The sequence below is a fragment of the Sphaerisporangium sp. NPDC051011 genome (genome assembly GCF_040653595.1).
Classification (GTDB): Bacteria; Actinomycetota; Actinomycetes; order Streptosporangiales; family Streptosporangiaceae; genus Sphaerisporangium.
This window is the reverse complement of the sequence record NZ_JBFAGG010000001.1, coordinates 37,996-58,525: the sequence shown is the minus strand read 5'-3', so window position 1 is coordinate 58,525 and position 20,530 is coordinate 37,996. Positions and strand designations below refer to the sequence as shown.

Below are 20,530 nucleotides of genomic sequence, written 5' to 3'. Positions count from 1 at the left end.
CGGCCACGCCACCACCCGTCCGGCCTCGGGCGGACATCGGATGACATCTCCCGTGCCGTCCTCCGGCCGTGTCAGGACGCGGGTTCGTCCGGCCGCGCCCGGGGGCGACCGGGTGATGGGCCGGCTGCCCTGGCCGCTGCTGGTGCCTGCCGTGATCGGCATGGCGTTCCTGGTGCTGCCGCTCGCCGGGCTGCTGGTACGGGCGCCGTGGTCCACGCTGCCGTCGCGGCTGGCCGGGGCGCAGGTACTGGAGGCGCTGCGGCTCTCGCTGGTCACCGCGACCATCGCCACGGCCCTGTGCCTGCTGCTCGGCGTGCCGCTCGCGTGGATGCTCGCCCGCGTGAGCTTCCCCGGGCGGCGCGTCGTCCGGGCGCTGATCACCGTCCCGCTCGTGCTGCCGCCCGTCGTCGGGGGAGTGGCGCTGCTGCTGGTGCTCGGCCGGCGCGGGCTGGTGGGTCAGTGGCTGGACGCCGCCTTCGGCGTGTCGCTGCCGTTCACCACGGCGGGCGTCGTCGTGGCCGAGGCGTTCGTCGCGATGCCGTTCCTGGTCATCAGCGTCGAGGGCGCGCTGCGGGGCGCCGACCCGCGCTTCGAGGAGGCCGCCGCCACTCTCGGCGCCTCGCGCTGGACCGTCTTCCACCGCGTCACCCTGCCCCTGGTGGCGCCGGGGGTCGTGGCCGGGGCCGTCCTGTGCTGGGCGCGCGCCCTGGGGGAGTTCGGCGCGACCATCACCTTCGCCGGCAACTTCCCCGGCCGCACCCAGACCATGCCCCTGGCCGTGTACCTGGCCCTGGAGACCGACCCCGAGTCCGCCATCGTCCTCAGCCTGGTGCTGCTCGCCGTCTCGGTGGCCATCCTCGCCGCCCTGCGCGACAGGTGGGTGACGTCCCCATGACCCGCCTTTTTCCGTACGCCGTCTCGCGTGTCCGACCCGCCGTACGGCGGCACAGGAGCGGGACCGTCGGCGACGGACCGAATATCGGGCCGACCTGGTGGGCGGCGCTTCGATGACCACGCCGGAGACCGGGGACGCCGGAGGTCTGCGCGCGCGGCTCGTCGTCACGCGGCCCTCCTTCGTCCTCGACGTCGAGCTTGAGGTCGCGCCCGGGGAGGTGCTGGCGCTGCTCGGGCCGAACGGCGCGGGCAAGACCACCGCGCTGCGGGCCCTCGCCGGGCTGGCCGCCCTGTCCGAGGGAGGGCGCGTTCACCTCGACGGTCGTCCGCTGCACGGCCTGCCCGCCGAGAATCGGCCCATTGGCATGGTCTTCCAGGACTACCTGCTGTTCCCGCACCTGTCCGCCCTGGATAACGTGGCCTTCGGGCCGCGCTGTCACGGCGCCTCCAAGGCCGAGGCCCGCCGCACCGCCGCCGCCCTGCTGGAACGCGTCGGGCTGTCCGCGCACGCCTTCTCCCGTCCCCGCGCCCTGTCCGGCGGCCAGGCGCAGCGGGTCGCCCTGGCCCGCGCGCTGGCCGTCCGGCCCCGGCTGCTCCTGCTGGACGAGCCGCTCGCCGCCCTCGACGCGCACACTCGCCTGGAGATCCGCTCCCAGCTGCGCCGCCACCTGGACGACTTCGACGGCGCCGCCGTGCTCGTCACCCACGACCCGCTGGACGCGATGGTGCTGGCCGACCGGCTCGTGGTCGTCGAGGACGGCGCGATCGTCCAGAGCGGCACGCCCGCAGATGTCGCCCGCCGTCCCCGCACCGACTACGTCGCCCGCCTGGTCGGCCTCAACCTGTACCGGGGCACGGCCGCCGAGCGGCGGGTCGAGGTCGGCGGCATGGCGTTCAGTGTCGCCGAGCACCTCCAGGGCCCGGCGTTCGTCACGTTCTCACCGGCCGCCGTCGCCCTCTACCGCACCCGGCCGGACGGCACCCCGCGCAACCTCTGGCAGGCGCGCATCGAGGGCATCGAACGGCACGGCGACAACGTCCGCGTCCACCTGACGGGCCCGATCACCGCCTTCGCCGACATCACCCCCGCCGCAGTGGCGGACCTGGACCTGACCCCCGGCCAGACCGTCTGGGCCTCCGTCAAAGCCACCGAAACCCATGCCTACCCCGCGTGACCCGATCGAAGCGGCGTCCCAGGATGTGGTGGCGGAAGGCGCCGAGGCGATGCCGAGCGTGGACATGGCGGCCGGCGGCCGGTGAGATCCCGGCGAGGGGCGATGTCCGGGGCGTCAGGAGGCGGTGCCGTCGGGCAGGCTCCACGTCGCCGTGAATTCGGGGCAGGCCGAGTCCGGGGAGGTCTGGAGCTGGAACTCGGCCGAGTATTCGGTGACCCGCCACTTCCGGCCGCGGGCGTCGTAGGCGGCCGCGTGGGGCTCGAACGTGAAGCTCCACGTCATCTCGGCGCTCGCGTCGGCGCCGCCGCACTGGAACTGCACCCCTACCGGAGTGCCCGTCCCCGACCACGTCGAGGCGGCCGGGTCGTCGCTCTTGGAGAGGGCCACGGCGCCGTCCACCCACGTCTGCGACAGGCACGGCTCGCCGGTCTCGCACGGCGCGAGCGACGCCGAGATGGTCGTGAAGTCCTCGCATGCCCAGTTGTCGAAGTCCGACCGGCAGTTCGTCTGCCGGAGGGGAACGCTGAGCGAGTCCTTCGGGAGGGCGGCGTCCAGCACACTCGTCCGGGTCAGCGTCAGCCCGTCCCGGAAGATCTCGGTGACGTCCTTCACGGACGTTCCGGACTGCTTCTCCAGCGCCGCGATGGCCTTCTTGGCGGCGTCCCGCTCGTCGCGGAGCTGGTCGGTCTCCTTGCTGACGGTGCTCACCCTGCTCTGCAGCGAGGCGAGCCGGCTCTCCTGCGCGCGCGCCGCGTCGCGCAGCTCGGTTATCTTCATCCCCGCGATCACCCCGCCGATGGCGGCGGAGGTGAACGTGAGCAGGAACAGGACGGCGAAGACGCGGACACGGCCCGGCCGGGCTTGGCGCACTGAATCGGCCCCCCTAGCGGCACGACGGCCAGATGACTATTGGTCCTATGAGGGAAACCACGGGCAGCGCAATCATCACACGCATGCCCCCGCCGTGGCAGTCCCCCCACCTGGCAGCGTCCCGGACTCCTGCGCGCTGATCGGCCCGGTTCTCCACCGGTCCGAGGTCATGCGGGAGCAGCTGATGCACCTGCTTGACATCGCCCGGCTTCCCGAGGTGACGATCCAAATTGTGCCGAGCACTGTTCGGGCGCACTGTGGGATGGCAGGCGGTTTCATCATCGCCGAGCGGAACGGACACCCCTACGCCGCCTATACCGACGCGCAGCCGTTCGGACGGACCTTCGACGATCGTCGGTTGATCGCCGAGCTGGTCCGTCTTTACGACGCGCTCCGGGCGGAGGCAGTCCCGTTCAGCCAGTCACTCCGACTAATAGAGGAAGCGGTGAACCATGATGGCCCGAGATCTTCGGGAAGCGCAGTGGCGTAAGAGCAGTTTCAGCGCTGCGCAGGGAGAGTGTGTCGAGGTGGCGTCCAATCTGCCGGGGCTGGTCGCGGTCCGCGACAGCAAGGACCCGTCAGGTCCGGCTCTTGTCGCCTCGCCTGACGGCTGGTCGGCGTTCCTGCGCGGCCTCGCGCGAGGAGAACTGTCCGCCTGACCTGGCCGCGTCCCCTGGTGATGGATCCTCAGGTGAGATGTCCCGAAGGTGCTCACCTGAGGATCGGTCACAGGCCAGGGAGCGGGCCCTCCCGTCGGCCGGGTCAAGTGGTGCGGTTCTCCTTACGGCGGACGAACTTGAGGCCGGACCAGTCGTCGCCCAGGGCGGCGACCTTCACGTCCACGACGCCGAGCGGCAGGAAGATCTCGCGCAGCAGGTTCTCGGTGATGTCGCTGGTGTGTCCGGCGGCGCGGCGGGGCCAGGCGATCCACAGCATCGCGTGGTCGGCGAGGGAGTGGACCAGGCCGGACGACTCGCTCGTCAGGTCGGCCGCCGCGCGGTAGAAGGCCACGGTGATGTCGGCACCCGCCGTCGCGGCGCTCGCGCTCCCGCCGCTTCCGGCCGCGCCGTCCCCGAGGCGGGCGTCCCTGACCATGCAGCCATCGGGCGGATCTGGGATCTGCCAGCAGCAGGGGCGGTGGGCCAGGTGCACGCGGTGGCCCGGCTTGACGCCGATCTTCTTGGCGAGCGGGGTGCCCGAGTATCCGGAGGTGGCCACGCCCCCACGGTAGCGTCCGGAAATCCCGGAGATGGACCCATATTCGATTGCCCTCGCCCGGGATCGATCAATACCGTCCTGAAGGGACGGCGACGAACGGAGAGCTGACGTGACCAGCGGCCCGGCGGGGGACTTCGACTACGACACGCACGGCCACGGGTACGCCGTCGGACGGCGCACCGATCCGCGGATCGCCGCGATGGTGCACGCCGCGCTCGGCGACGCCCGGACGGTCGTCAACGTGGGCGCGGGGGCGGGGTCGTACGAGCCCGAGGACCGGTACGTGACGCCCGTCGAGCCGTCCGCCGTGATGCGCGGGCAGCGTCCCGCGCACCGGGCGCCCGCGGTGATCGCGACGGCCGAGAACCTCCCGTTCGACGACCACACCTTCGACGCCGCCATGGCCACCATCACCGTCCACCAGTGGGCGGACCACGAGCGCGGGCTGCGCGAGCTGCGCCGCGTCAGCCGGGGCCCGGTCGTGATCCTCACCTTCGACGGCGACGCGCTCGACGAGTTCTGGCTGGCCGAGTACGCGCCCGAGCTGTTCGCCGCCGAGCGGCCCCGGTACCCGGCGATCGGCGCCATCGCCTCCCTCGTCGGCCCGGTCTCCCGCGTCGAGCCAGTCCCCGTCCCGATCGACTGCGTGGACGGGTTCGTCGAGGCGTACTACGCGCGTCCCGAGTGCCTGCTGGACCCGCAGGTCCGCGCGTCGCAGTCCGCGTGGGGGTTCGTGGACGACGTGGACGAGGCCCGCGCCGCCGACCGGCTGCGCCGCGACCTGGAGAGCGGCGCCTGGGACGAGAAGTACGGGTATCTGCGTCGTCGGCCGGAGTACGTCGGCTCGTTGCGGCTCATCGTCGGGTATCCGGCCTCCGGCTGATCACGAGCCGCGTCCGGCCTGTCGCGGGCCCGGGACCCTGTGGCGCCCTCGCGGGTGGTGCGCGCGGATCCCGACCTGCCGTCCGGAGCTGCGGAGCTGTGGGAACGCCTTGGCGGGCGAGCCGTCGTCGTCCAGCTTCCCCGCAACAACCTGACCGGGAACGGCACGCGCTCACCACCCACCTCGAAGAGGGAGCCATCCTTGATCAAACGCCTGGCGTCGCACGTGACAAGGCCTCCGGCCACGTCGGCGACCACTCTCATCGCCGACCGGTTTACTGCGCAGAACCGCCGTCCCGACGGCTTGACCGACCTCGATGTCAGCGCGCTCCCCCCGCTGCTGCGCACCGTGCTGGTGTCCGATTCCACCGTCACTAGCCTGTTCGAGGCGTACACCATGCGCCCGCTGCGCGTCGACGTGCTAGCGGAGGATCTCGTCGAGCTCGACCACGGGTCGGCGGCCTGGCTGGAGGTACCGGTGGGCACCGCCTGCGCGCGGCGCCGGGTGCTGGTCAGGGATGCCGCGGAAGATGACCCCTTATATTGTGCGCAGACATATCTGCTTCCAGGCCGGTTACCCCAGCAGCTTCGCGACTCCTTCATTGAGGAACGGCTCGGTATCGGGGCCGCGATCCGTCGCCACCTCGTGGAGAGCCTCAGAGAATTGCTCTGGTTCGGCCGGGCGGTTGCGCCGAACTGGGCGCGGGACCACATGCCCGCCCGCCTCACAGTGCACCGCACCTACCGCATACGGCTTCATGGACTACCCGCCATCCTCGCCGGCGAGGACTTCTGCGACTGACGACGTACACCTCCCGTACTCCCATCCATGGAGAAGACATGGCAGATCCCGGCTCCTTGGCGGAATGCCCGCCGCACCCTCCCATGGCCAACGTGCCTGTCCTCAACGCTCAGCGCAGGGCCGCGGGGCGGGTGACGGCCTCGACGAGGCGAGGGGCGAGGACCGCCGCCTGGGCGCGGATCTCCGGGACCGCCGTCGTCTCGTACCACTTGCCGCGCAGGGGCGGCCCGAGGGTGAAGACCCGGTCGGACGGGCGGCCCTCGGCGTCCAGGACGGCGCCGCCCGCGTCGGCGTCCAGGCCGAGCCCGAGCGGGCCGGGGCGCACCACGCCGTCGGCGAGCAGCCGGGCCAGGAACGGGTCACGATCTACGCCGGAGGCGGGGCCGGTGCCGTTGACCAGCCAGCCGACCCGCAGGTCGCGCCGGAAGCCGCCGTCCTGCACCGCGACGGTCAGCGCGTCTCGCGAACCCGTCGCCGCGCCGCCGGCGTGGACCGCACCGGTCACCTGGCCGCGCAGCACGCGCAGGCGGCCGGTGGCGCGCAGTTCGTCGACGAGGGCGGCCGTAGCGGTGGCGAGGCGGTGGCGGTGGACCTCCCAGTAGCGGGCCACCAGGCGCAGGAACCGGCGCTGGTCGTCCGGGGCGAGCCGTGACCACAGCTCCGGGACGCGGGGCCGCAGGCCGTCCACCACGGCGTGCCAGTCGCCGCCGTTGTCCCGGACGGCGGTCCGTACGGCGCGCAGCAGCCGGGTTAGCGTGAGCGGGCCTTCGGGGACAGGCGCGGGGACGGGCGGGGGCGACGGATGCCGGTGCGGCCGGGGCAGCAGGCCGTGCCGGGAGACGGCGTACACCACCGCGCGCGGGTCGGCCGAGGTGACCGTGAGCGCGATGTCCACCATGGTCAGGCCGGTGCCCATCACGAGCACCGCGCCGTCGCGGATGCGGCCGAGCGCGCCCGGCGCCCAGGGGTCGGCGATGTAGCGCTCGCCGGTGTGCCCGACGAGGGCCGGGGGCGTGGCGGGGGAGGGGTTGCCCGTGGCGAGCACCACCGCGTCGCCCTCGATCACGCGCCCGTCGGTGAGGCGTACGTGGACGGGACGGCCGGAGGCCGGGCACGCGAGGGAGCAGGCCGTGCCGGTCACCTGGGTCAGCCGCCGCTCGGGCGCGGCGCGGCGCGCCTCGGTGTCGAGGACGTGGCGCAGGTAGCGTCCGTACGCCTCGCGGGGTAGGAAGTCGGACCCGGCCACGTCCAGGCCGTTGGCGTGAGCCCAGGCCAGCAGGTGGCCGGGGTCGCCGTCCACCGCGCTCATCTTCTCGGCGCAGGCGTTGAGGAGGTGACGCGGATCGGTGGTGGAGTACGCCTGCCCGAGCGCGTGGCGCCCGTCCCGGTCGATCAGCACCACCTCCAGTGGTGCGCCGTTCGCGGGCGCGTGGAGCAGGTGGATGGCCGCCAGCGTCCCGCTGGCGCCGCCGCCCACGATGACGACCGCTGGAGGGTGAGGCACGTGCTCACGATAACCCTGTATACCTACATGACATAAGGGTTATTGCCCAACTGCGGGTTGCGGACAGGTGAAGCTTTGCGCCATTTGCCCGGTTCGCCCGTCGGGGTCGGCAGGCGCTGCGCGGGCCAGGTCCGGCGCCGGTGAACGGCTGGTCGAGGTCGTGACGGTCACCGCGTTCACCCGACCCGCTGCAGGGCGCGCTCGCGGCGCGCCGCCACGGTCGAACCGGACTCCCCTCGCGCCATCCGCCGCAACACGACCGGCGCCAGGAGCAGGCCGAGCACCGCCCAGGCGCCCAGCACGCCGGCGGTCTCCAGGTGCCGCCAGGACTCGCCGACCTCGACGACGACCGCCGAGTCCGGCAGAAGGGCCGAGCGCATGCCGAGGCCCAGCCAGTAGATCGGGAAGAGCTGGGCGATCCACTGCAGCCATTCGGGCAGTGCGGTGAGCGGGTAGAAGATGCCGGAGATTCCGATCACGGCGAGGAACGGCAGCTGGACCAGCCCCTGGCCGCGGGCGCTGGGGAACAACGAGCCCAGCACCGCGCCCAGGGGCAGGGTCGCCAGCAGGCCGAGCGTCAGCACCCAGGCCAGGGTCGGCCAGGAGCCCGGGCCGATCCGCAGGCCCTCGACGATGAGCACGCCGGGCGCCAGGAAGATCACCAGGTCGGCGAGCAGGCCGCCGGAGACCGAGATCACCTTGCCGACGAGGTAGGCGGGCATGCCGTGCGGGGTTGCCTTGGCCCGCAGCAGGGTGCCGTCCTCGCGGTCGGCGGTGAGCTGCTGGCTCATGCTGATCATGGCGGTGGCGGCGTTCATGCCGAGGATGCTCGGCAGCGCCAGCGTGCCCAGCAGCAGCCCGCCGGTCCCGACCGGCAGGTCCCTGATGAAGAACATCGTGGCCACCATCAGCCCAGGCCACAGGAAGTGCGCGAAGAGCTCGGCGCCGTTGGTGAACGACTGCCGCAGCTCGATCAGGCCGCGGGACCAGCCCGCGCGCAGTGGTGCGGTCATGGCGGGGTTCATGGGGTCACCTCAGGGGTGGTCGACTCGACCTGGCGGACCAGGGCGAGGTAGGTCTGCTCCAGAGAGGCCCGGTGGACCTCGAGCTCCTGGACCTCGTCGCCGTACCGGGTGAACAGGTCGCGGGCGAACCCGGTCGAGTCGGGTGTCTTCTGCACGAAGCGCTGCCCATCGCGGAGCCAGCGCACCTCGTCCTCGCCGGCGATCCGCCGCGCCAGCTCGCCGGCCGTGCCGTCGGCGATGATCTGGCCGCCGTTCAGGATGAGGATGCGGTCGGCCAGCTTCTCGGCCTCGTCCAGGTCGTGGGTGGTGAGCAGGACGGTGGTGTCGTGGGCGTCGGCCAGGCCGCGTACGAGGTCGTGGAACTCGTGCCTGGCCTGCGGGTCGAAGCCCGCTGTCGGCTCGTCGAGGAACAGCAGTTCGGGACGGCCCACCAGGGCGATCGCCACGTCCAGCCGGCGCCGCTGACCGCCCGACAGCGTCTTGATCTTCTTGCTCGCGTGCTCGGTCAGGCCGACCGCCTCGATCAACTCGTCGGCGTCCCAGGGCCGCCGGATCGCCGGGGTGGCGTAGGCGGCGTAGTAGATGCCGAGGTGGGCCAGGAGCTCCCGGACACGCCATTTGCCGTGGTCGCGCCAGGACTGCAGCACGACGCCGAGCCGTGCCCGCCACCGCTCGTCGCCGTGCGCGGGATCGGCGCCGAGCACTTCGACCCGGCCGTCCGAGCGGGTACGGAAGCCCTCCAGGATTTCGATCGTGGTGCTCTTGCCCGCCCCGTTCGGCCCCAGCAGGGCCAGCACCTCGCCGTGGCGGACCTGGAACGTGACGTCGCGCAGGACGTCGACCGGGCCGTAGCGCATGCGCAGCCCGTCGACGTCGAGCACGATCTTCTCGTCGGCTGTCATGGATGACCTCTCTTGGTCGGGCGCACACCCTCAAGACGCGTGCCGGCGGTCTCGTCGCGAGGGCATGACGCATCGCGGCCCGAGGTGCCCGCGTCGTCGCGCGGACCGGGGCCGTGGGAACAGGGAGATCGGGAGCGGCTACCAGCTCTCGTGGGCGAGCGTCCGCCGGACGCGTGCCATCAGATCGACGCGGTCGACGCCCGCCAGGGCGAGAGCGCGGGGCACGGTGCCGATCTGGGTGTCCAGGACGCCGAGCAGCAGGTGCGCGGGACGCAGATCCTTCTTGCCGGCCGCGGCGGCGATGCCACGTTCGAATGCGAGATAGGCCGACGCCCCCAGTCTTGGCGGCTGGCCGGCGGCGCGGCTCGACTCCGGGAGGTCATAAGAGGCGACGGACACGCCGACGGCGTTCAAACTGTGCTCGAATTCCCGCTCCAGCGCCGCCCTGATGGCCTGCCGCCCGAGGTCCGCCGCGGTCAGGACGCGGTGCGCGGCGGTGCCTTCGTTGGCGGCGATCGCCAGCAGGAGGTGGTGGGCCTCGGTCGCCGCCGAGCCGTCCTCCTGCGCCTCGGCCCCTCCCCGCAGGATGATGTCGTTCATGTAGTGGTCGATCGCGCTCATTGTCGTCTCCTCAGCGTCACGCCGGCGGCGATGAGCCGCTTGGCGTGCTTCTTGTGGACCGCCTGGCGGGTGACGCCGAGCGCCTCTGCGACGTCCGGCCAGCTCCAGCCCGCGCGCATGGCCTGCTCCACGGCGGCGTCCTCGAGCTGGTTGGCCAGGCGCCGCAGCGCGAGGACGGCCGCCAGCGCGTCTGCGGGATCTTTCGGAACAGGTACGTCTTCTGCCGGCATGCAAGCAACCATAGTTGACTAATCTGGGAATAGTCAACTATGGTTGCTTGGTGCGGGGAGTTTACGGCGCGTGCGGGCGGCCGGCCGATCGCGAGAATGGCTCACGGGGAGGCTCGGAACGGATCGTGGCGGTACGCCCCGGGCAGTTAGTCACGCTGCCGACGACGCGGCCTGAATCGTCGAAGCCATCGACGGCGAGGAACTGCAAGCTCGGTCGTTTACGGCCGAGAAGCTGACGGAAGGTTGCGGAAGACGCCTGACGCTTTGCCGATCGCTCCGGTGGCTAGGAGCGGGCCGCCGGGGACGGCCGACAGCGACGTCAGTTCACCGCCGGACGGAACCCTGGTCCAGTGGCCGAAGGGGTCGCGGTGGGCGAGGGCGGAGTCGTCACCGTTGATGTCGGTGGAGCCGAGGAACCAGTGGCCGCCCTTGCCGTCGGGGACGGGTGGGCGGTCACGGACCATGCGTCCGGCCTTCGCGGAGGTGTCCTCGCTGCGCCAGCCGGAACCGGTCTGGGAGAGCAGGAACGACGACGCTCCGATCTCCCCGGTGATCCAGATGCCGGACGGGTCGGCGGTGATGGCGGTCAGCCGAGGACCGGTCGGGTCGGGCGGGAAATCGTCGGACGGGGGCGGAGCCTTGGGCAGCGCCGCGGTCACGTCGACTCGGGCCCAGAGCTTGCCGTCGAAGTGATGCACTGAGGGGGCGTCGCGGTCGAGGGCCCAGATGTCGGAGGCGGAGCGGGCGCTGGCTTGGTAGGCGGAAAAGGAGAGGCTCTGTTCCGACCAGGTTGCGCCATTGTAGTGCCAGGCCTTGTAGTCGCCCAAGACCCACACGTCGTTGTCAGCGGTGACGGCGAGGCACGTACCGGGCAGCTTCTGGGCGATCGCCCAGGTGTGTCCGTCCCAGCGCAGGACGGAGGTGCCGCTCTCGTCGTTGGTCAGGGCCCACACGTTGGAGGGGGCGGAGGCGGCGACTGAGCTGATGTCGCCGCGTCTCACTGGGAAGTCGCTTTGCGTCCAGCGGTCGCCGTCCCAGTGGAAGACTGTGGGGCGGTGCGGGCCGTCGGCCATCGGCAGCCAGGCGCCGATGCCGAGGATGCCCCAGCCGACGGCCCAGGCGTCGTGCTCGCCGGTGGCGATGACCTGTCCGTAGGTGACCGACGACTGAGCGGCCACCAGTTTCCAGCGGTCGTTGCCGTCGTCCGAGGGGGTCGTCCACCAGAGCCGGAGGCCGGCGGCGGCTGCGACCGCCGCGACGGCGGCTGCCCACCCGAGCCACCGGCCGGTGGTGGCCAGCTTCAGAAACATGATCGAAGCGTATGAAGACCGCCAGAACGGCGCATGAGTATAAGTACTCAGCTGGACGAGCCCAGCGCGCTCCGGCGCCTCAGCGACGGCCGGATCTATCCGTTACCGATTCACGGCGGGTCGCCGGCGTTCGCGGACCGGGCTGCGACGCCCTGGTCAGTAGCCCGGTCGCTGCGGTAGGCGGGGAAACATGTCGCGCAGATGGCGTGGGCGAAGCGCAGCCATCGGGCCTCGGAGTGAAAGCCGAGCACGGCCTGGGCCACTGCCAGGCAGACGAGTTCGGAGTCGCTGAGCAAGGGCGGTCTGCCGATGCACCGGGTTCCGCCGATCTCGTCGTCGATCTTCACGTAGAGTGCGGCCACGAGGGTGTTCAGGTCGGTCGTCACAACCGGATCTTGGACGCCCTCTGTCCTTGCGCGCAGCCAGATTTCGGCACCAACTCGTCTTAGAGGGTGGGATCGGCTATGGGAATGGTCGAAGGGCTCTGGGAGGCCAGAGAGATGCCACTGCGTGACGGGCTGTACCGGCCCGACGACACTGGCTTGGAGTTGCATGTTGACGGTCCGGGGGCGTACCACCCGGATGCCGGACAACCGATTCCCTTCCGCATCGGAGGACCGTTCGACGTGGCCGAGGCCATTGAGGAGCACGGCGTCGACGGGGTGGACACCAATTTCGAAAGCCCGCTACCGAACGGCTCAGGGTGGATGTCTGGCGGGGGTGGCGGGATGGGCAACATCGGGTACCTCGCCCGTCTCAACGCCGACGGCTCGTTGCTGTGGGTCGCCGTGATGTTTCACTCCAACCCGTTCATCCGAGTGCACTACGAGGGCATGAGCGCCGTTTTCACCAACGACTGGGGGAACCGGCTGATGCTTGACCTTGTGAGCCCGGCTCTTCGCTGACCCCGCCCGTGGCCACGATGGCCGGTCTTCCCTTCACGGCAATCGGCCGGAGAGACCCGGCCACCCTCGCAGTGATCCGGGGTCAAAACCAGCAACCCGACCGGACTTCGGAACTACTCGTCTAGATGATTGATTCCAAGGGCTATGCGATCGCGGTCAGTGGTCGTAGCTGATCAGAGATCGCTTGACCGGCTGGCCGGTCTTGTCGTTGTGCCAGATGACGGTGGTTAAGGCCAGCACCCGGGTGATCACGCGGATGATGATGCCCGCTGATGTTCGCCCGCCGTGTCGTTCCAGGTCAAGCTGGGTTTTCAAGGTCTGGTTGATCGATTCGATGGTCTGGCGCAGAGGTTTGAACAGCTGTGTTCCAGGCCGTGGGGATTCGCCCTTGCGGGGCTTGCGCAGCAGGCGCAGCCCCGCCGAGGCCAGGGCGTGCTCAAAGTCGCGGCCGTAGTACTGCATGTCGGCAATGATCGTCTGCCCGGGGTGGGCGGCGGCCAGGCCGGGGTCGGCCTCCAGCATGCCCAGCAGGGTGGTGCGCTCATCGGCCTTGGCACCGGTGAGGGCGAAGGCGACCGGCAGCCCGCCCAGCGTGCAGAGTAGATGCAGGCGCAGTCCCCAGAAGAAACGGGAGTGGGAGGCGCAGCAGCCGTACTCGGCCCAGCCGGCCAGGTCGCTGCGGAGTGCCGTCTGGCGGGATCGGCCGCATTCGACCGGGGTGGAGTCGGCCACCCACACGTCGTCGCTCCACAGCGAGGTGTCCAGGGCGAGGATCTGGATCAGATGCAGGACCAGGGTGATCGCCGCACGCAGCCGCTTGTTGTAGCCCGATTGACCGGGCAGGTAGGGGAACATGCCGGTCAGATGGGCGCGGGCGTAGCGCAGCCAGTGGCGTTCGGAGGTGAACCCGAGCAGCGCCGACAGCATCGCCAGGGTCACCAGCTCGGCATCGCTCAGGGCCGGTTTGATGCCGGTGCAGGGGCGCGGCGGTGCCAGCTCGGGGAAAGCGATCAGATGATCGTCGATCTTCACGTACAGTGCGGTGGCGAGGGCGTTCAGGTCTTTCGTCACAAATCGATCTTGGACACCCTCGCCTCATGTCCGCAGGTGATCAGCCAACCTCAGCCCTTGGAATCAATCATCTAGACGAAGGCTGTGACGCCCTCGTATTCCCCCACCTGGGCGGCGCCGACAGTGTCGTACTCAAGCAACAGCAGTCCGTTCACCGTCACGTCGTGGTGGACGAGCCGGAGGCCGACGGACCCGCCCGGGTGATCGAGCAGCCGCCGCCCGGAACCGATCACGGTTGGCGCGACGGCGAGCCGGAGCGTGTCGACGAGGCCGGCCGCGAGCAGGGCGTTGCCGAGTCGCGCGCTCCCGTGGATCTGGAGTTCCCGTCCTGGCTGGGCCTTGAGCTCCCCGACGGCCTGGATCGGGTCGCCGCGGAGCACGGTCGTCGGGTGCCAGCTGCCCTCGGTGAGGGTGTTGGTCACCACGTACTTCGGCAGCACGTTCATCCGCTTGGTATACGGGTCGTCCGGGTCGGTGATCTGCGGCCAGTCCCGGGCGAACGCCTCGTAGGTTCGCCGCCCAAGCAGCAGACCGTCGGCGAGATCGAGCCAGTCGGAGGTGCTCCGGACGAACACTTCGTCCAGGTAGGGCACAAGCCAACCGCCTCGGGTGAAGCCGTCGCTGGTGTCCTCGGTGGGTGAGCCAGGGCCCTGGCTGACTCCGTCCAGGGTGATGAACTCCGTGATGACGATCTTCATCGCGCGGCCTCGCTCTCCGCGATGACGGCGAGTTGCTTGCTGACCGAGCCCCAGCCATCGGAGAAGCCGAGCTCCGCGTGGCGGGCGCGGGCGGCCGGATCGCCGTGCCGGATGATGATCCGGTAGTCCGTGCCGTCCGGATGATCACTCAGTGTGACCTCGGCCGTCATGGGAACCGGCGCGGGATTCGTGGGGCGCCAGGCGCTGTCGATCGCGTTCGTGAACACAATCCGCTCAAGCTCGTCGACGACGAGGAAGCTCGCGTCCATGTGCGGGACGTACTCCACGCCGTCATCGCTCATTCGCGTCACGAGTGCGCCGCCGGGCCGGACGTCCAGGCGGTCGACCCGGCACAGGGTCGGAGCCGGGATCCACCACTGCTCGAAGCGCGATGGATCGGTCCACGCGCTCCACACCACGGCGCGGGGTGCGCGGATGACCCGCTCCAGGGTCAGGTCAAGATCGGGATTCATTGATGTTCTCCTTCAGATCGGTGACGAGGCGTTCGAGCCGGTCGGTGCGCTCTTCCCAGATTCGGCGCTGTTCGGCGAGCCAGTCGTCGACGAGCACGAGACGCTCGCGGTTGAGCACGCAGGTGCGCACCCGGCCCAGCTTGACCGTCCGGATCAGGCCGTTCGCCTCAAGTGTCCGCACATGTTTCATAAAAGAGGGCAGGGTCATCGGAAATTCGCGGGCGAGATCGCCCACGCTTACCGGGCCACGGCCAAGGCGTCGGATGACGCCGCGCCGAGTCGGGTCGGTGAGGGCGACGAACACGCCGTCGAGCTCCGCCGAATACTGTGCCATGTGGCTAAGTATTGCTCATCGAAACACTTAGCGCAAGAGCAAAGTATTGATGTTGTCCCAAGACGCCCGGCTGGAGCGGTAGCAAGGCCATGTATAAACAGCTGTTCAAACCTCTGCGCCGGACCATCGAATCGATCAACCAGACCTTGAAAAGCCAGCTTGACCTGGAACGACACGGCGGGCGAACATCAGCGGGCATCATCATCCGCGTGATCACCCGGGTGCTGGCCTTAACCACCGTCATCTGGCACAACGACAAGACCGGCCAGCCGGTCAAGCGATCTCTGATCAGCTACGACCACTGACCGCGATCGCATAGCCCTTGGAATCAATCATCTAGTACCCGCTCGATTTCGGGCCCAGGACGGTGCGCCAGTCGCTGGAGGCGACGGTCGCGCCCGGGCGGCCCGGCGACTTCGCCCGCGCCGGGGCCGGGCCGTCCCTTGACCCTGGGTGTGGTCACGGCGCGTGCCCGGCGGGTCAACCAGGCGCAACCAGACTTCCGCCGACATGGATGGCGTTCCGGCACGCCCGTCGCCGGAAAGGCTCGTTCGGGACGTTCTGCGCCCTCGCGGGCCGTGCGACGCCCGTCACGGCCGTCCTGTTATCGGGACCGCCCATATTCGGCCTGAATATGGGCGGCCGAATTTCCGGATTTCATGCTCCCGGAGGCCGTCATGGCTGGCCAGGGCGGTGAACGCGGCGAACGTCCGGGCGTTTTCGGGTGCGACGCCCGTGGGGGTGACCGATTTTCGGAAGTGTCCGGACTAGTAACAGCGGGTTTCTGGCCGCCGCCCGGAGATTGAATCATCGACCAATCCGAAGCAACAACAAGAAACCCTCTTGCCCGTTTTATCGTCTCATTTCTAGGTTCGTTGTCATGAGGGCTGCCGCAGGCGCGCAAGGGGATCGCCATGGCGGCCGATGAGCGGTCGTGGCGGCATCCGTCCGCGCAGGCTGCCCACCGGCTGAGCCATGCGCTGGAACGACACGGCATCACGGGCGAGGTCCACGAGGGACGCGGGCTCGCGCTGGTGAGCGTGTGGGTCGACCTGGTCGCGTGGACCGACGGCTCCTGCTTCTGGTGGTCGAGGGCCGTGATGGCGGGCAACCGCAGGACCTACAGTTACAGCCCCGCCGACGACCCGGTGACCACGGCCCGGCGAGTGGCCGAGCGCTACGGCCAGCTCCGCCGCCAGTCGGAGGCGGCTCGGCGTCAGGAGATCAGACCTCGGGAGGCCGGACCTCGGGAGGCCTGGCCTGAGGAGGATCGGCCCGCGGAGGGCCGGGCCTAGCGGAGAGACCTCCCAGCCGCGCATCGGTCCGGGGGAGGGTCACCCGGTCGCGGGCCGGAGCGAACGGGTGAGCAGACCGGCGAGTTCGGCCAGGTGGGCGAGGGGAACATCGCCGGGCAGGCCCCTGAGGGACGCGACCGTCGCGCCCGCCGCCTGCCCGGCCGTCGTCCCAGGCGTGCTGTCCTCGACGACCAGGCAGCGGCCGGGGTGGACGCCGAGCCGCGCGGCGGCGAGGACGTAGCCCTCGGGGTCGGGCTTGCCGGCCGTGACGTCCTCGATGGTGAGCAACACGGGCGGGTCGATGCCCGCCGCGCCGAGGCGGGCCTTGGCCAGCCGCGCGTCGGCGCTGGTGACGACCGCCCACGGCAGCGCCAGGTCGTCGAGCGCGGCCAGCAGTTCCGGCGCGCCCGGGGCGGGGACGACGTCGGACAGGTCGTCGTACTGCAGCGCGAGCTGGCGGGCCGCGGCGGCGGCGACGGCCGTCTCGTCCGCGCCGGGCAGCAGCCGGCGCACGGTGAGGATGGACGGGCTGCCGTGCATGATCTCCAGCACCGTCCCGGCGTCCACGCCGTACTCCGCGGCCCACACCCTCCACCCGCGTTCGACCGCGGCGTCGGAGTCCACCAGCGTGCCGTCCATGTCGAGCAGGACGGCCTCGACGTGCGTCAGATCCATGTCCACCCCTTCCGGTTTATACTCGTAGCACGAGCATAAGGTGGTGGGCACGGCGGATGGCAAGTGATGGGCCGCGGCGATCCGGCGACGGCGGTCCCGGTCACGGCGACCGGCCCGAGCGTGCCCGCAACGCGCGCTGGCGCACCGCGGCCGACGTGCTGGCGCGGGTCCGCGGGGAGCCCGGCATCACCCGCGCCGAGCTGGCCCGGCGGCTGAACCTGACCACCGGTTCCGCGACCGAGATCACCGCGCGGCTGCGCGAGCTGTGCCTGCTCAGCGAGGTCCCGGCGCCCGCGCGGGGCCGGGGACGGCCGACCACCGTCCTCGCGCCCCACCCGTCCGGCCCGCTGGTCCTCGCGATCGACCGGCGCCAGGAGGACTGGCGGTGCGGGCTCGCCTCGCTGGACGGGCGGGTCCACGACCTGCGGGAGGGACGGCACGCCGGACGCGAGCCCGGCGCCGTCCTCGGGGTGCTCGGCGAGGTGGTGAGCGACGCGTGGCGGCGACACGGCGACCGGCTGCGCGCGGTGTCCCTCGCCGTGCCCGCGACCGTCCAGGACGGCCGGATCGTCCAGGCGTCCGCCCTCGGCTGGGGCCCGGTGGACCTCGGCGCGCTGGCCGCAGGCTCGGGGCTGCCGCTGCTGGTCGGCAACGACGCCACCCTCGCCGGGGTGGCGGAAGCGCGCACGGGGGCCGCCGCCGGGGCCGGGACCGCGCTGCACCTGCTGGTCGAGGTCGGCGTCGGCGGCGCCCTCATCGTCGGGGGCCGTCCGGTCATGGGCGCGGGCGGCACCGGCGGCGAGTACGGGCACGTGCCCTTCGGTGACCGGGCGCTGCGCTGCCCCTGCGGCGCGCGCGGGTGCTGGGACCTGGAGGTGGACGGCCGCGCCCTCGCCCGCCACCTCGGGGCCCCCGCGCCGCGCGACCCGCGTACCTACGCCCGCCGGGTCCTCGCCCGGGTCGCCGGCGGGGAGGCCGCGAGGGAGAGCCTCGGTGACGTTCCCGGCGAGGAGGCCGCGCGGGCGGTGGGCCTCGTCGCCGAGTCGCTGGCGGCGGGCATCGCCGGGCTGGTCAACGCCCACGCCCCCGACGTCGTCACGCTCGGTGGCCTCGCCGTCCACCTGCGTGCCGCGGCTTCCGCCCGCTTCGGCGCGGCCTACGAAGACGGCCTGATGAGCTTCCGCAGGGACCGGCCCCCGCCGGTCCTCGACGCGGCGCACGGCGACGACGGCGCGCTGCACGGCGCCGTCGCCGTCGGCCTGGACCACGTCACGAGCGAGGCGGCGCTCGCGGCGTGGGCGGAGGGGATCCCTGCTCCGTGACCTACGGGCCGTGGCTCAGAGGCTGTAGGGCCCGAACCGGCCCCAGGCGACCACGGCCGCGAGGACCAGCAGGATGACGTTGATCACGATGCCCTGGGCCTCGCCGCGGCGGCCGTGCACGATGATGGCGCCGATCATGGTGATCACGAGGCCGGTCGCGGCCAGCGGGGTGAGGATCGGCGCGATGCCGGTGGCGGCGGGGAGGATCAGGCCGAGGGCGGCGAGGAACTCGACCGCGCCGATGAGCTTCACCGTGCCGGCGGAGAAGTCGTTGACCCACGGCATCTGCGGGGCCAGTTGTTCCTTGGGGCGGGTGGTCTTCAGCACGCCGGCGAGGCCGAACGCCAGGGCCAGCAGTGCCTGAAGCACCCAGAGGAAGACGTTCACGGGGTCTCCTTCGAAGGGCCGGACGGGGGGAGGGCGCGGTCCGGGCGCGCCGGCCGCACGCCTGGGGATCACCTCCGGAAAAGCGCGCCCGACCTGCGCGTCCGGAAGTCGAGGGGTTCCTCGGCTTTGGGAGCGTAGCACAGAAGTCGAGGGTCTCCTCCAGTTCGTTACACTGGGGAGATGCCGCCCGACTCCGCCGACACCGCAGCCGCCCGGCCCCTCCGTCGTGACGCGCGACGCAACCGCGACGCCCTCCTCGCCGCGGCGCGCGCGGTCTTCGCCTCCGAAGGGCTCGACGCGCCGCTGGAGCAGATAGCCCGGCGGGCCGGTGTGGCCATCGGCACGCTGTACCGCAACTTCCCCACCCGCATGGACCTGGTCGAGGCGATCTTCCTTGAGAAGCTCGGCACGTGGCTGGAGCACGCCGAGTGCGCGCTCGTCATGGACGACGCGTGGGAGGCGTTCGCGTTCTACCTGGAGCGGCTCTGTGAGCTCCAGGCGCACGACCGGGGGTTCAACGACCTGGCGTCCATGCGCTTCCCCGACGCCTCCTGCAGCGAGCGCGCCCGGAGCCGCATCTACGAGCTCAGCGCGCGGATCGTGGAGCGCGCGCAGGCGGCGGGCGCGGTCAGGCCCGACGTCACCGCCGAGGACCTCGCGCTGGTCGTCTGGGCGCACACGCGCATCACCGAGGCCACCAGCGCGGTCTGCCCGAGCGCGTGGCGGCGCCACCTCGGCCTGATGCTGGACGCCTTCCGTGCCGACCGCGCCCACCCGCTGCCCGAGCCGCCCATGCGCCCCGACCAGGTTTACAAGGCGATGGTCGACCTCGGAGCGGCCGGCGCCTGCGGCTGACCCGCGGCGCGCGGGGAGCGCGTCAGATCCAGTCCTTCAGGCGGAAGACGACGTACAGGATCGCCGACGCGACCAGGATCAGCAGGGTGGAGGTCCAGAAGCCCGCGGCCTGCGCGAACCCGGGGTACGGGATGTTCTGTCCGTAGAAGCCGGTGATCATGGTGGGGACGGCGATGACGGCCGCCCAGCTCGTCACCCGCTTCATGATGTCGTTCATGCGGTTGCCCTGGAGGTTCAGGTGCGTCTCGTGGACGTTGCCCACCAGCTCGCGCAGCGACTCCGTCCACTCCGAGACCCGCAGGACATGGTCGTAGATGTCCTGGTAGTAGGGCGCCATGTCCGGCTGCACCACGCGCAGGTCGGGGCGCATGAGACCGTTGACGACCTCGCGCATCGGCACCACGATCCGGCGGAACCGCACCGTCGTCCTGCGCAGGTCGAACATGCGCCGCTGGAGGCCGCGGCCGTCGCCGGGGTGGTCGGTGAACAGCAGGTCCTCCAGCTCCTCCACCCGGTCGTCCAGCGCCTGGGCGACATCGAAGTGGCCGTCCACGATGGAGTCGAGCAGGGAGTGCAGCAGGTACGACACGCCGTGCTTGGCCAGGCCCGGGCTCGCGTCCCAGCGCGCGGCCACCGCGTCGATGTCGAACGTGTCGTCGGAGCGCACCGTGACGAGCGCGTTGCGCGTCACGAACATCGACACCTCGCTGAAGCCGAGGGAGCCGTCGTCCTCGCCCAGCCTCACGGCGTAGGCCACGATGAACAGGTGGCTCTCGTAGATGTCGAGCTTGGGCCGCTGGTGCGGGTGCAGCACGTCCTCGACGGCCAGCGGGTGCAGGCCGAGCTCCTCGCTGATGACGGCGAGCTTCTCGGGCGGGGGAGAGCACAGGTCGAACCACACGGTGGCCGACGGATCCTCCAGGTGGTCGGAGACGTCGGCGATCGGGAAGCCTTCGGCCGCGAGGGCGCCGTCGCGATAAAGGCGTGTACGTACCATGTCCGCCAACGATAGCTCCGCCGGTGGACGGCGGAGGACGCGTCCCGCGCCGCCGCGGGTGCGCCCCTTATCGATTATGAAAACC

Annotated in this window: 27 protein-coding genes; 11 read left to right on the top strand and 16 right to left on the bottom strand. The window is 71.0% G+C overall.

The features are described from left to right. The first annotated feature begins 115 nt into the window (after positions 1–115). Together AB0H21_RS00300 and AB0H21_RS00295 are read left to right on the top strand one after the other, a co-directional pair. The gene (locus AB0H21_RS00300) at positions 116–895 is read left to right on the top strand and encodes an ABC transporter permease (RefSeq protein ID WP_358511321.1); all 780 of its coding nucleotides are present in this window, start codon (positions 116–118) and stop codon (positions 893–895) included. A gap of 112 nt (positions 896–1,007) precedes the next feature. Continuing rightward, complete coding sequence (locus AB0H21_RS00295) at positions 1,008–2,069, top strand: ABC transporter ATP-binding protein (RefSeq protein ID WP_358509242.1); 1,062 nt, start codon at positions 1,008–1,010, stop codon at positions 2,067–2,069. Between the two features lie 114 nt (positions 2,070–2,183). Here AB0H21_RS00295 and AB0H21_RS00290 read toward each other — a convergent pair whose 3' ends face one another. Next, positions 2,184–2,939 (bottom strand): hypothetical protein, encoded by a 756-nt coding sequence (locus AB0H21_RS00290; protein WP_358511394.1) that lies wholly within the window; start codon positions 2,937–2,939, stop codon positions 2,184–2,186. Between AB0H21_RS00290 and AB0H21_RS00285 the strand changes: the two genes are divergently transcribed. Both AB0H21_RS00285 and AB0H21_RS00280 read left to right on the top strand, forming a co-directional pair. Continuing rightward, a complete protein-coding gene (locus AB0H21_RS00285; protein ID WP_358509239.1) occupies positions 2,866–3,429 on the top strand; it encodes a Scr1 family TA system antitoxin-like transcriptional regulator in 564 nt (187 codons plus the stop codon). The two genes, AB0H21_RS00290 and AB0H21_RS00285, sit on opposite strands and share 74 nt — an antisense overlap. Before the next feature lie 37 nt (positions 3,430–3,466). Continuing rightward, the gene (locus tag AB0H21_RS00280; protein WP_358509236.1) at positions 3,467–3,598 is read left to right on the top strand and encodes a DUF397 domain-containing protein; all 132 of its coding nucleotides are present in this window, start codon (positions 3,467–3,469) and stop codon (positions 3,596–3,598) included. Positions 3,599–3,701: 103 nt separating this feature from the next. Here the strand turns inward: AB0H21_RS00280 and AB0H21_RS00275 are convergent, their stop codons facing one another. Beyond that, entirely contained in the window at positions 3,702–4,157 is a 456-nt protein-coding gene (locus tag AB0H21_RS00275) for a hypothetical protein (RefSeq protein WP_358509233.1), read from the bottom strand. A 109-nt stretch (positions 4,158–4,266) separates the two neighbouring features. Here AB0H21_RS00275 and AB0H21_RS00270 point away from each other — a divergent pair, with 109 nt between their 5' ends. Both AB0H21_RS00270 and AB0H21_RS00265 read left to right on the top strand, forming a co-directional pair. Continuing rightward, a complete protein-coding gene (locus tag AB0H21_RS00270) occupies positions 4,267–5,040 on the top strand; it encodes a methyltransferase domain-containing protein (RefSeq protein ID WP_358509230.1) in 774 nt (257 codons plus the stop codon). Between the two features lie 57 nt (positions 5,041–5,097). After that, positions 5,098–5,841: a chorismate pyruvate-lyase family protein gene (locus AB0H21_RS00265; protein ID WP_358509227.1), complete on the top strand. Its 744-nt coding sequence runs from the start codon at positions 5,098–5,100 to the stop codon at positions 5,839–5,841. Positions 5,842–5,950: 109 nt separating this feature from the next. Here AB0H21_RS00265 and AB0H21_RS00260 read toward each other — a convergent pair whose 3' ends face one another. From AB0H21_RS00260 to AB0H21_RS00230, 7 genes are all read right to left on the bottom strand, one after another. Next, entirely contained in the window at positions 5,951–7,345 is a 1,395-nt protein-coding gene (locus tag AB0H21_RS00260) for an FAD/NAD(P)-binding protein (protein ID WP_358509224.1), read from the bottom strand. A 176-nt stretch (positions 7,346–7,521) separates the two neighbouring features. Continuing rightward, entirely contained in the window at positions 7,522–8,370 is an 849-nt protein-coding gene (locus AB0H21_RS00255; protein WP_358509221.1) for an ABC transporter permease, read from the bottom strand. Continuing rightward, entirely contained in the window at positions 8,367–9,272 is a 906-nt protein-coding gene (locus AB0H21_RS00250; protein ID WP_358509218.1) for an ABC transporter ATP-binding protein, read from the bottom strand. Before AB0H21_RS00250 ends, AB0H21_RS00255 begins: the two co-directional genes overlap by 4 nt. 138 nt (positions 9,273–9,410) lie before the next feature. Further along, positions 9,411–9,893 carry a Clp protease N-terminal domain-containing protein gene (locus AB0H21_RS00245; protein ID WP_358509215.1) on the bottom strand — a complete coding sequence of 161 codons (483 nt, stop codon included), beginning with the start codon at positions 9,891–9,893 and terminating at the stop codon, positions 9,411–9,413. After that, positions 9,890–10,123 (bottom strand): hypothetical protein, encoded by a 234-nt coding sequence (locus tag AB0H21_RS00240; RefSeq protein WP_358509212.1) that lies wholly within the window; start codon positions 10,121–10,123, stop codon positions 9,890–9,892. Before AB0H21_RS00240 ends, AB0H21_RS00245 begins: the two co-directional genes overlap by 4 nt. 218 nt (positions 10,124–10,341) lie before the next feature. Next, a complete protein-coding gene (locus AB0H21_RS00235; protein WP_358509209.1) occupies positions 10,342–11,433 on the bottom strand; it encodes a hypothetical protein in 1,092 nt (363 codons plus the stop codon). A 110-nt stretch (positions 11,434–11,543) separates the two neighbouring features. Beyond that, entirely contained in the window at positions 11,544–11,819 is a 276-nt protein-coding gene (locus AB0H21_RS00230) for a hypothetical protein (RefSeq protein ID WP_358509206.1), read from the bottom strand. 78 nt (positions 11,820–11,897) lie between these two features. On the opposite strand from AB0H21_RS00230, the gene AB0H21_RS00225 reads away from it, so the two are divergent. After that, positions 11,898–12,338 (top strand): hypothetical protein, encoded by a 441-nt coding sequence (locus AB0H21_RS00225; protein ID WP_358509203.1) that lies wholly within the window; start codon positions 11,898–11,900, stop codon positions 12,336–12,338. Between the two features lie 156 nt (positions 12,339–12,494). On the opposite strand, the gene AB0H21_RS00220 is transcribed toward AB0H21_RS00225, so the two are convergent. From AB0H21_RS00220 to AB0H21_RS00205, 4 genes are all read right to left on the bottom strand, one after another. Continuing rightward, positions 12,495–13,409 carry an IS982 family transposase gene (locus AB0H21_RS00220; protein WP_358509200.1) on the bottom strand — a complete coding sequence of 305 codons (915 nt, stop codon included), beginning with the start codon at positions 13,407–13,409 and terminating at the stop codon, positions 12,495–12,497. A gap of 71 nt (positions 13,410–13,480) precedes the next feature. Further along, complete coding sequence (locus AB0H21_RS00215) at positions 13,481–14,107, bottom strand: dihydrofolate reductase family protein (RefSeq protein WP_358509198.1); 627 nt, start codon at positions 14,105–14,107, stop codon at positions 13,481–13,483. Next, positions 14,104–14,580, bottom strand: a complete 477-nt coding sequence (locus AB0H21_RS00210) for an SRPBCC domain-containing protein (RefSeq protein ID WP_358509195.1) — start codon at positions 14,578–14,580, stop codon at positions 14,104–14,106. The genes AB0H21_RS00215 and AB0H21_RS00210 overlap by 4 nt, the downstream gene beginning before the upstream one ends. Continuing rightward, positions 14,564–14,914: a helix-turn-helix domain-containing protein gene (locus AB0H21_RS00205; protein WP_358509192.1), complete on the bottom strand. Its 351-nt coding sequence runs from the start codon at positions 14,912–14,914 to the stop codon at positions 14,564–14,566. Before AB0H21_RS00205 ends, AB0H21_RS00210 begins: the two co-directional genes overlap by 17 nt. An 89-nt stretch (positions 14,915–15,003) precedes the next feature. Between AB0H21_RS00205 and AB0H21_RS00200 the strand changes: the two genes are divergently transcribed. Next, positions 15,004–15,219 carry a hypothetical protein gene (locus AB0H21_RS00200; RefSeq protein WP_358509189.1) on the top strand — a complete coding sequence of 72 codons (216 nt, stop codon included), beginning with the start codon at positions 15,004–15,006 and terminating at the stop codon, positions 15,217–15,219. Positions 15,220–15,828: 609 nt separating this feature from the next. Beyond that, on the top strand, positions 15,829–16,209 hold the full coding sequence (locus tag AB0H21_RS00195) for a hypothetical protein (protein WP_358509186.1): 381 nt from the start codon (positions 15,829–15,831) through the stop codon (positions 16,207–16,209). A 39-nt stretch (positions 16,210–16,248) separates the two neighbouring features. Here AB0H21_RS00195 and AB0H21_RS00190 read toward each other — a convergent pair whose 3' ends face one another. Next, positions 16,249–16,884: an HAD-IA family hydrolase gene (locus tag AB0H21_RS00190; protein ID WP_358509183.1), complete on the bottom strand. Its 636-nt coding sequence runs from the start codon at positions 16,882–16,884 to the stop codon at positions 16,249–16,251. Between the two features lie 56 nt (positions 16,885–16,940). Between AB0H21_RS00190 and AB0H21_RS00185 the strand changes: the two genes are divergently transcribed. Next, the gene (locus AB0H21_RS00185; RefSeq protein ID WP_358509180.1) at positions 16,941–18,206 is read left to right on the top strand and encodes an ROK family transcriptional regulator; all 1,266 of its coding nucleotides are present in this window, start codon (positions 16,941–16,943) and stop codon (positions 18,204–18,206) included. A 15-nt stretch (positions 18,207–18,221) separates the two neighbouring features. Here AB0H21_RS00185 and AB0H21_RS00180 read toward each other — a convergent pair whose 3' ends face one another. Continuing rightward, positions 18,222–18,593 carry a DoxX family protein gene (locus tag AB0H21_RS00180; RefSeq protein WP_358509177.1) on the bottom strand — a complete coding sequence of 124 codons (372 nt, stop codon included), beginning with the start codon at positions 18,591–18,593 and terminating at the stop codon, positions 18,222–18,224. A gap of 180 nt (positions 18,594–18,773) precedes the next feature. Between AB0H21_RS00180 and AB0H21_RS00175 the strand changes: the two genes are divergently transcribed. Further along, the gene (locus tag AB0H21_RS00175; protein ID WP_358509174.1) at positions 18,774–19,448 is read left to right on the top strand and encodes a TetR/AcrR family transcriptional regulator; all 675 of its coding nucleotides are present in this window, start codon (positions 18,774–18,776) and stop codon (positions 19,446–19,448) included. A 22-nt stretch (positions 19,449–19,470) separates the two neighbouring features. Here AB0H21_RS00175 and AB0H21_RS00170 read toward each other — a convergent pair whose 3' ends face one another. Then, the gene (locus AB0H21_RS00170; RefSeq protein WP_358509170.1) at positions 19,471–20,445 is read right to left on the bottom strand and encodes a magnesium transporter CorA family protein; all 975 of its coding nucleotides are present in this window, start codon (positions 20,443–20,445) and stop codon (positions 19,471–19,473) included. Positions 20,446–20,530 lie beyond the last annotated feature (85 nt).

Excerpts from the sequence above, each read along its gene's own strand:
- AB0H21_RS00300 (WP_358511321.1), top strand. The coding sequence starts at position 116 with ATGGGCCGGCTGCCCTGGCCGCTGCTGGTGCCTGCCGTGATCGGCATG.
- AB0H21_RS00295 (WP_358509242.1), top strand. The coding sequence starts at position 1,008 with ATGACCACGCCGGAGACCGGGGACGCCGGAGGTCTGCGCGCGCGGCTC.
- AB0H21_RS00285 (WP_358509239.1), top strand. The coding sequence starts at position 2,866 with ATGGCGGCGGAGGTGAACGTGAGCAGGAACAGGACGGCGAAGACGCGG.
- AB0H21_RS00255 (WP_358509221.1), bottom strand. The coding sequence starts at position 8,370 with ATGAACCCCGCCATGACCGCACCACTGCGCGCGGGCTGGTCCCGCGGC.
- AB0H21_RS00250 (WP_358509218.1), bottom strand. The coding sequence starts at position 9,272 with ATGACAGCCGACGAGAAGATCGTGCTCGACGTCGACGGGCTGCGCATG.
- AB0H21_RS00245 (WP_358509215.1), bottom strand. The coding sequence starts at position 9,893 with ATGAGCGCGATCGACCACTACATGAACGACATCATCCTGCGGGGAGGG.
- AB0H21_RS00240 (WP_358509212.1), bottom strand. The coding sequence starts at position 10,123 with ATGCCGGCAGAAGACGTACCTGTTCCGAAAGATCCCGCAGACGCGCTG.
- AB0H21_RS00235 (WP_358509209.1), bottom strand. The coding sequence starts at position 11,433 with ATGTTTCTGAAGCTGGCCACCACCGGCCGGTGGCTCGGGTGGGCAGCC.
- AB0H21_RS00225 (WP_358509203.1), top strand. The coding sequence starts at position 11,898 with ATGGGAATGGTCGAAGGGCTCTGGGAGGCCAGAGAGATGCCACTGCGT.
- AB0H21_RS00215 (WP_358509198.1), bottom strand. The coding sequence starts at position 14,107 with ATGAAGATCGTCATCACGGAGTTCATCACCCTGGACGGAGTCAGCCAG.
- AB0H21_RS00210 (WP_358509195.1), bottom strand. The coding sequence starts at position 14,580 with ATGAATCCCGATCTTGACCTGACCCTGGAGCGGGTCATCCGCGCACCC.
- AB0H21_RS00205 (WP_358509192.1), bottom strand. The coding sequence starts at position 14,914 with ATGGCACAGTATTCGGCGGAGCTCGACGGCGTGTTCGTCGCCCTCACC.
- AB0H21_RS00200 (WP_358509189.1), top strand. The coding sequence starts at position 15,004 with ATGTATAAACAGCTGTTCAAACCTCTGCGCCGGACCATCGAATCGATC.
- AB0H21_RS00195 (WP_358509186.1), top strand. The coding sequence starts at position 15,829 with ATGGCGGCCGATGAGCGGTCGTGGCGGCATCCGTCCGCGCAGGCTGCC.
- AB0H21_RS00190 (WP_358509183.1), bottom strand. The coding sequence starts at position 16,884 with ATGGATCTGACGCACGTCGAGGCCGTCCTGCTCGACATGGACGGCACG.
- AB0H21_RS00185 (WP_358509180.1), top strand. The coding sequence starts at position 16,941 with ATGGCAAGTGATGGGCCGCGGCGATCCGGCGACGGCGGTCCCGGTCAC.
- AB0H21_RS00175 (WP_358509174.1), top strand. The coding sequence starts at position 18,774 with ATGCCGCCCGACTCCGCCGACACCGCAGCCGCCCGGCCCCTCCGTCGT.
- AB0H21_RS00170 (WP_358509170.1), bottom strand. The coding sequence starts at position 20,445 with ATGGTACGTACACGCCTTTATCGCGACGGCGCCCTCGCGGCCGAAGGC.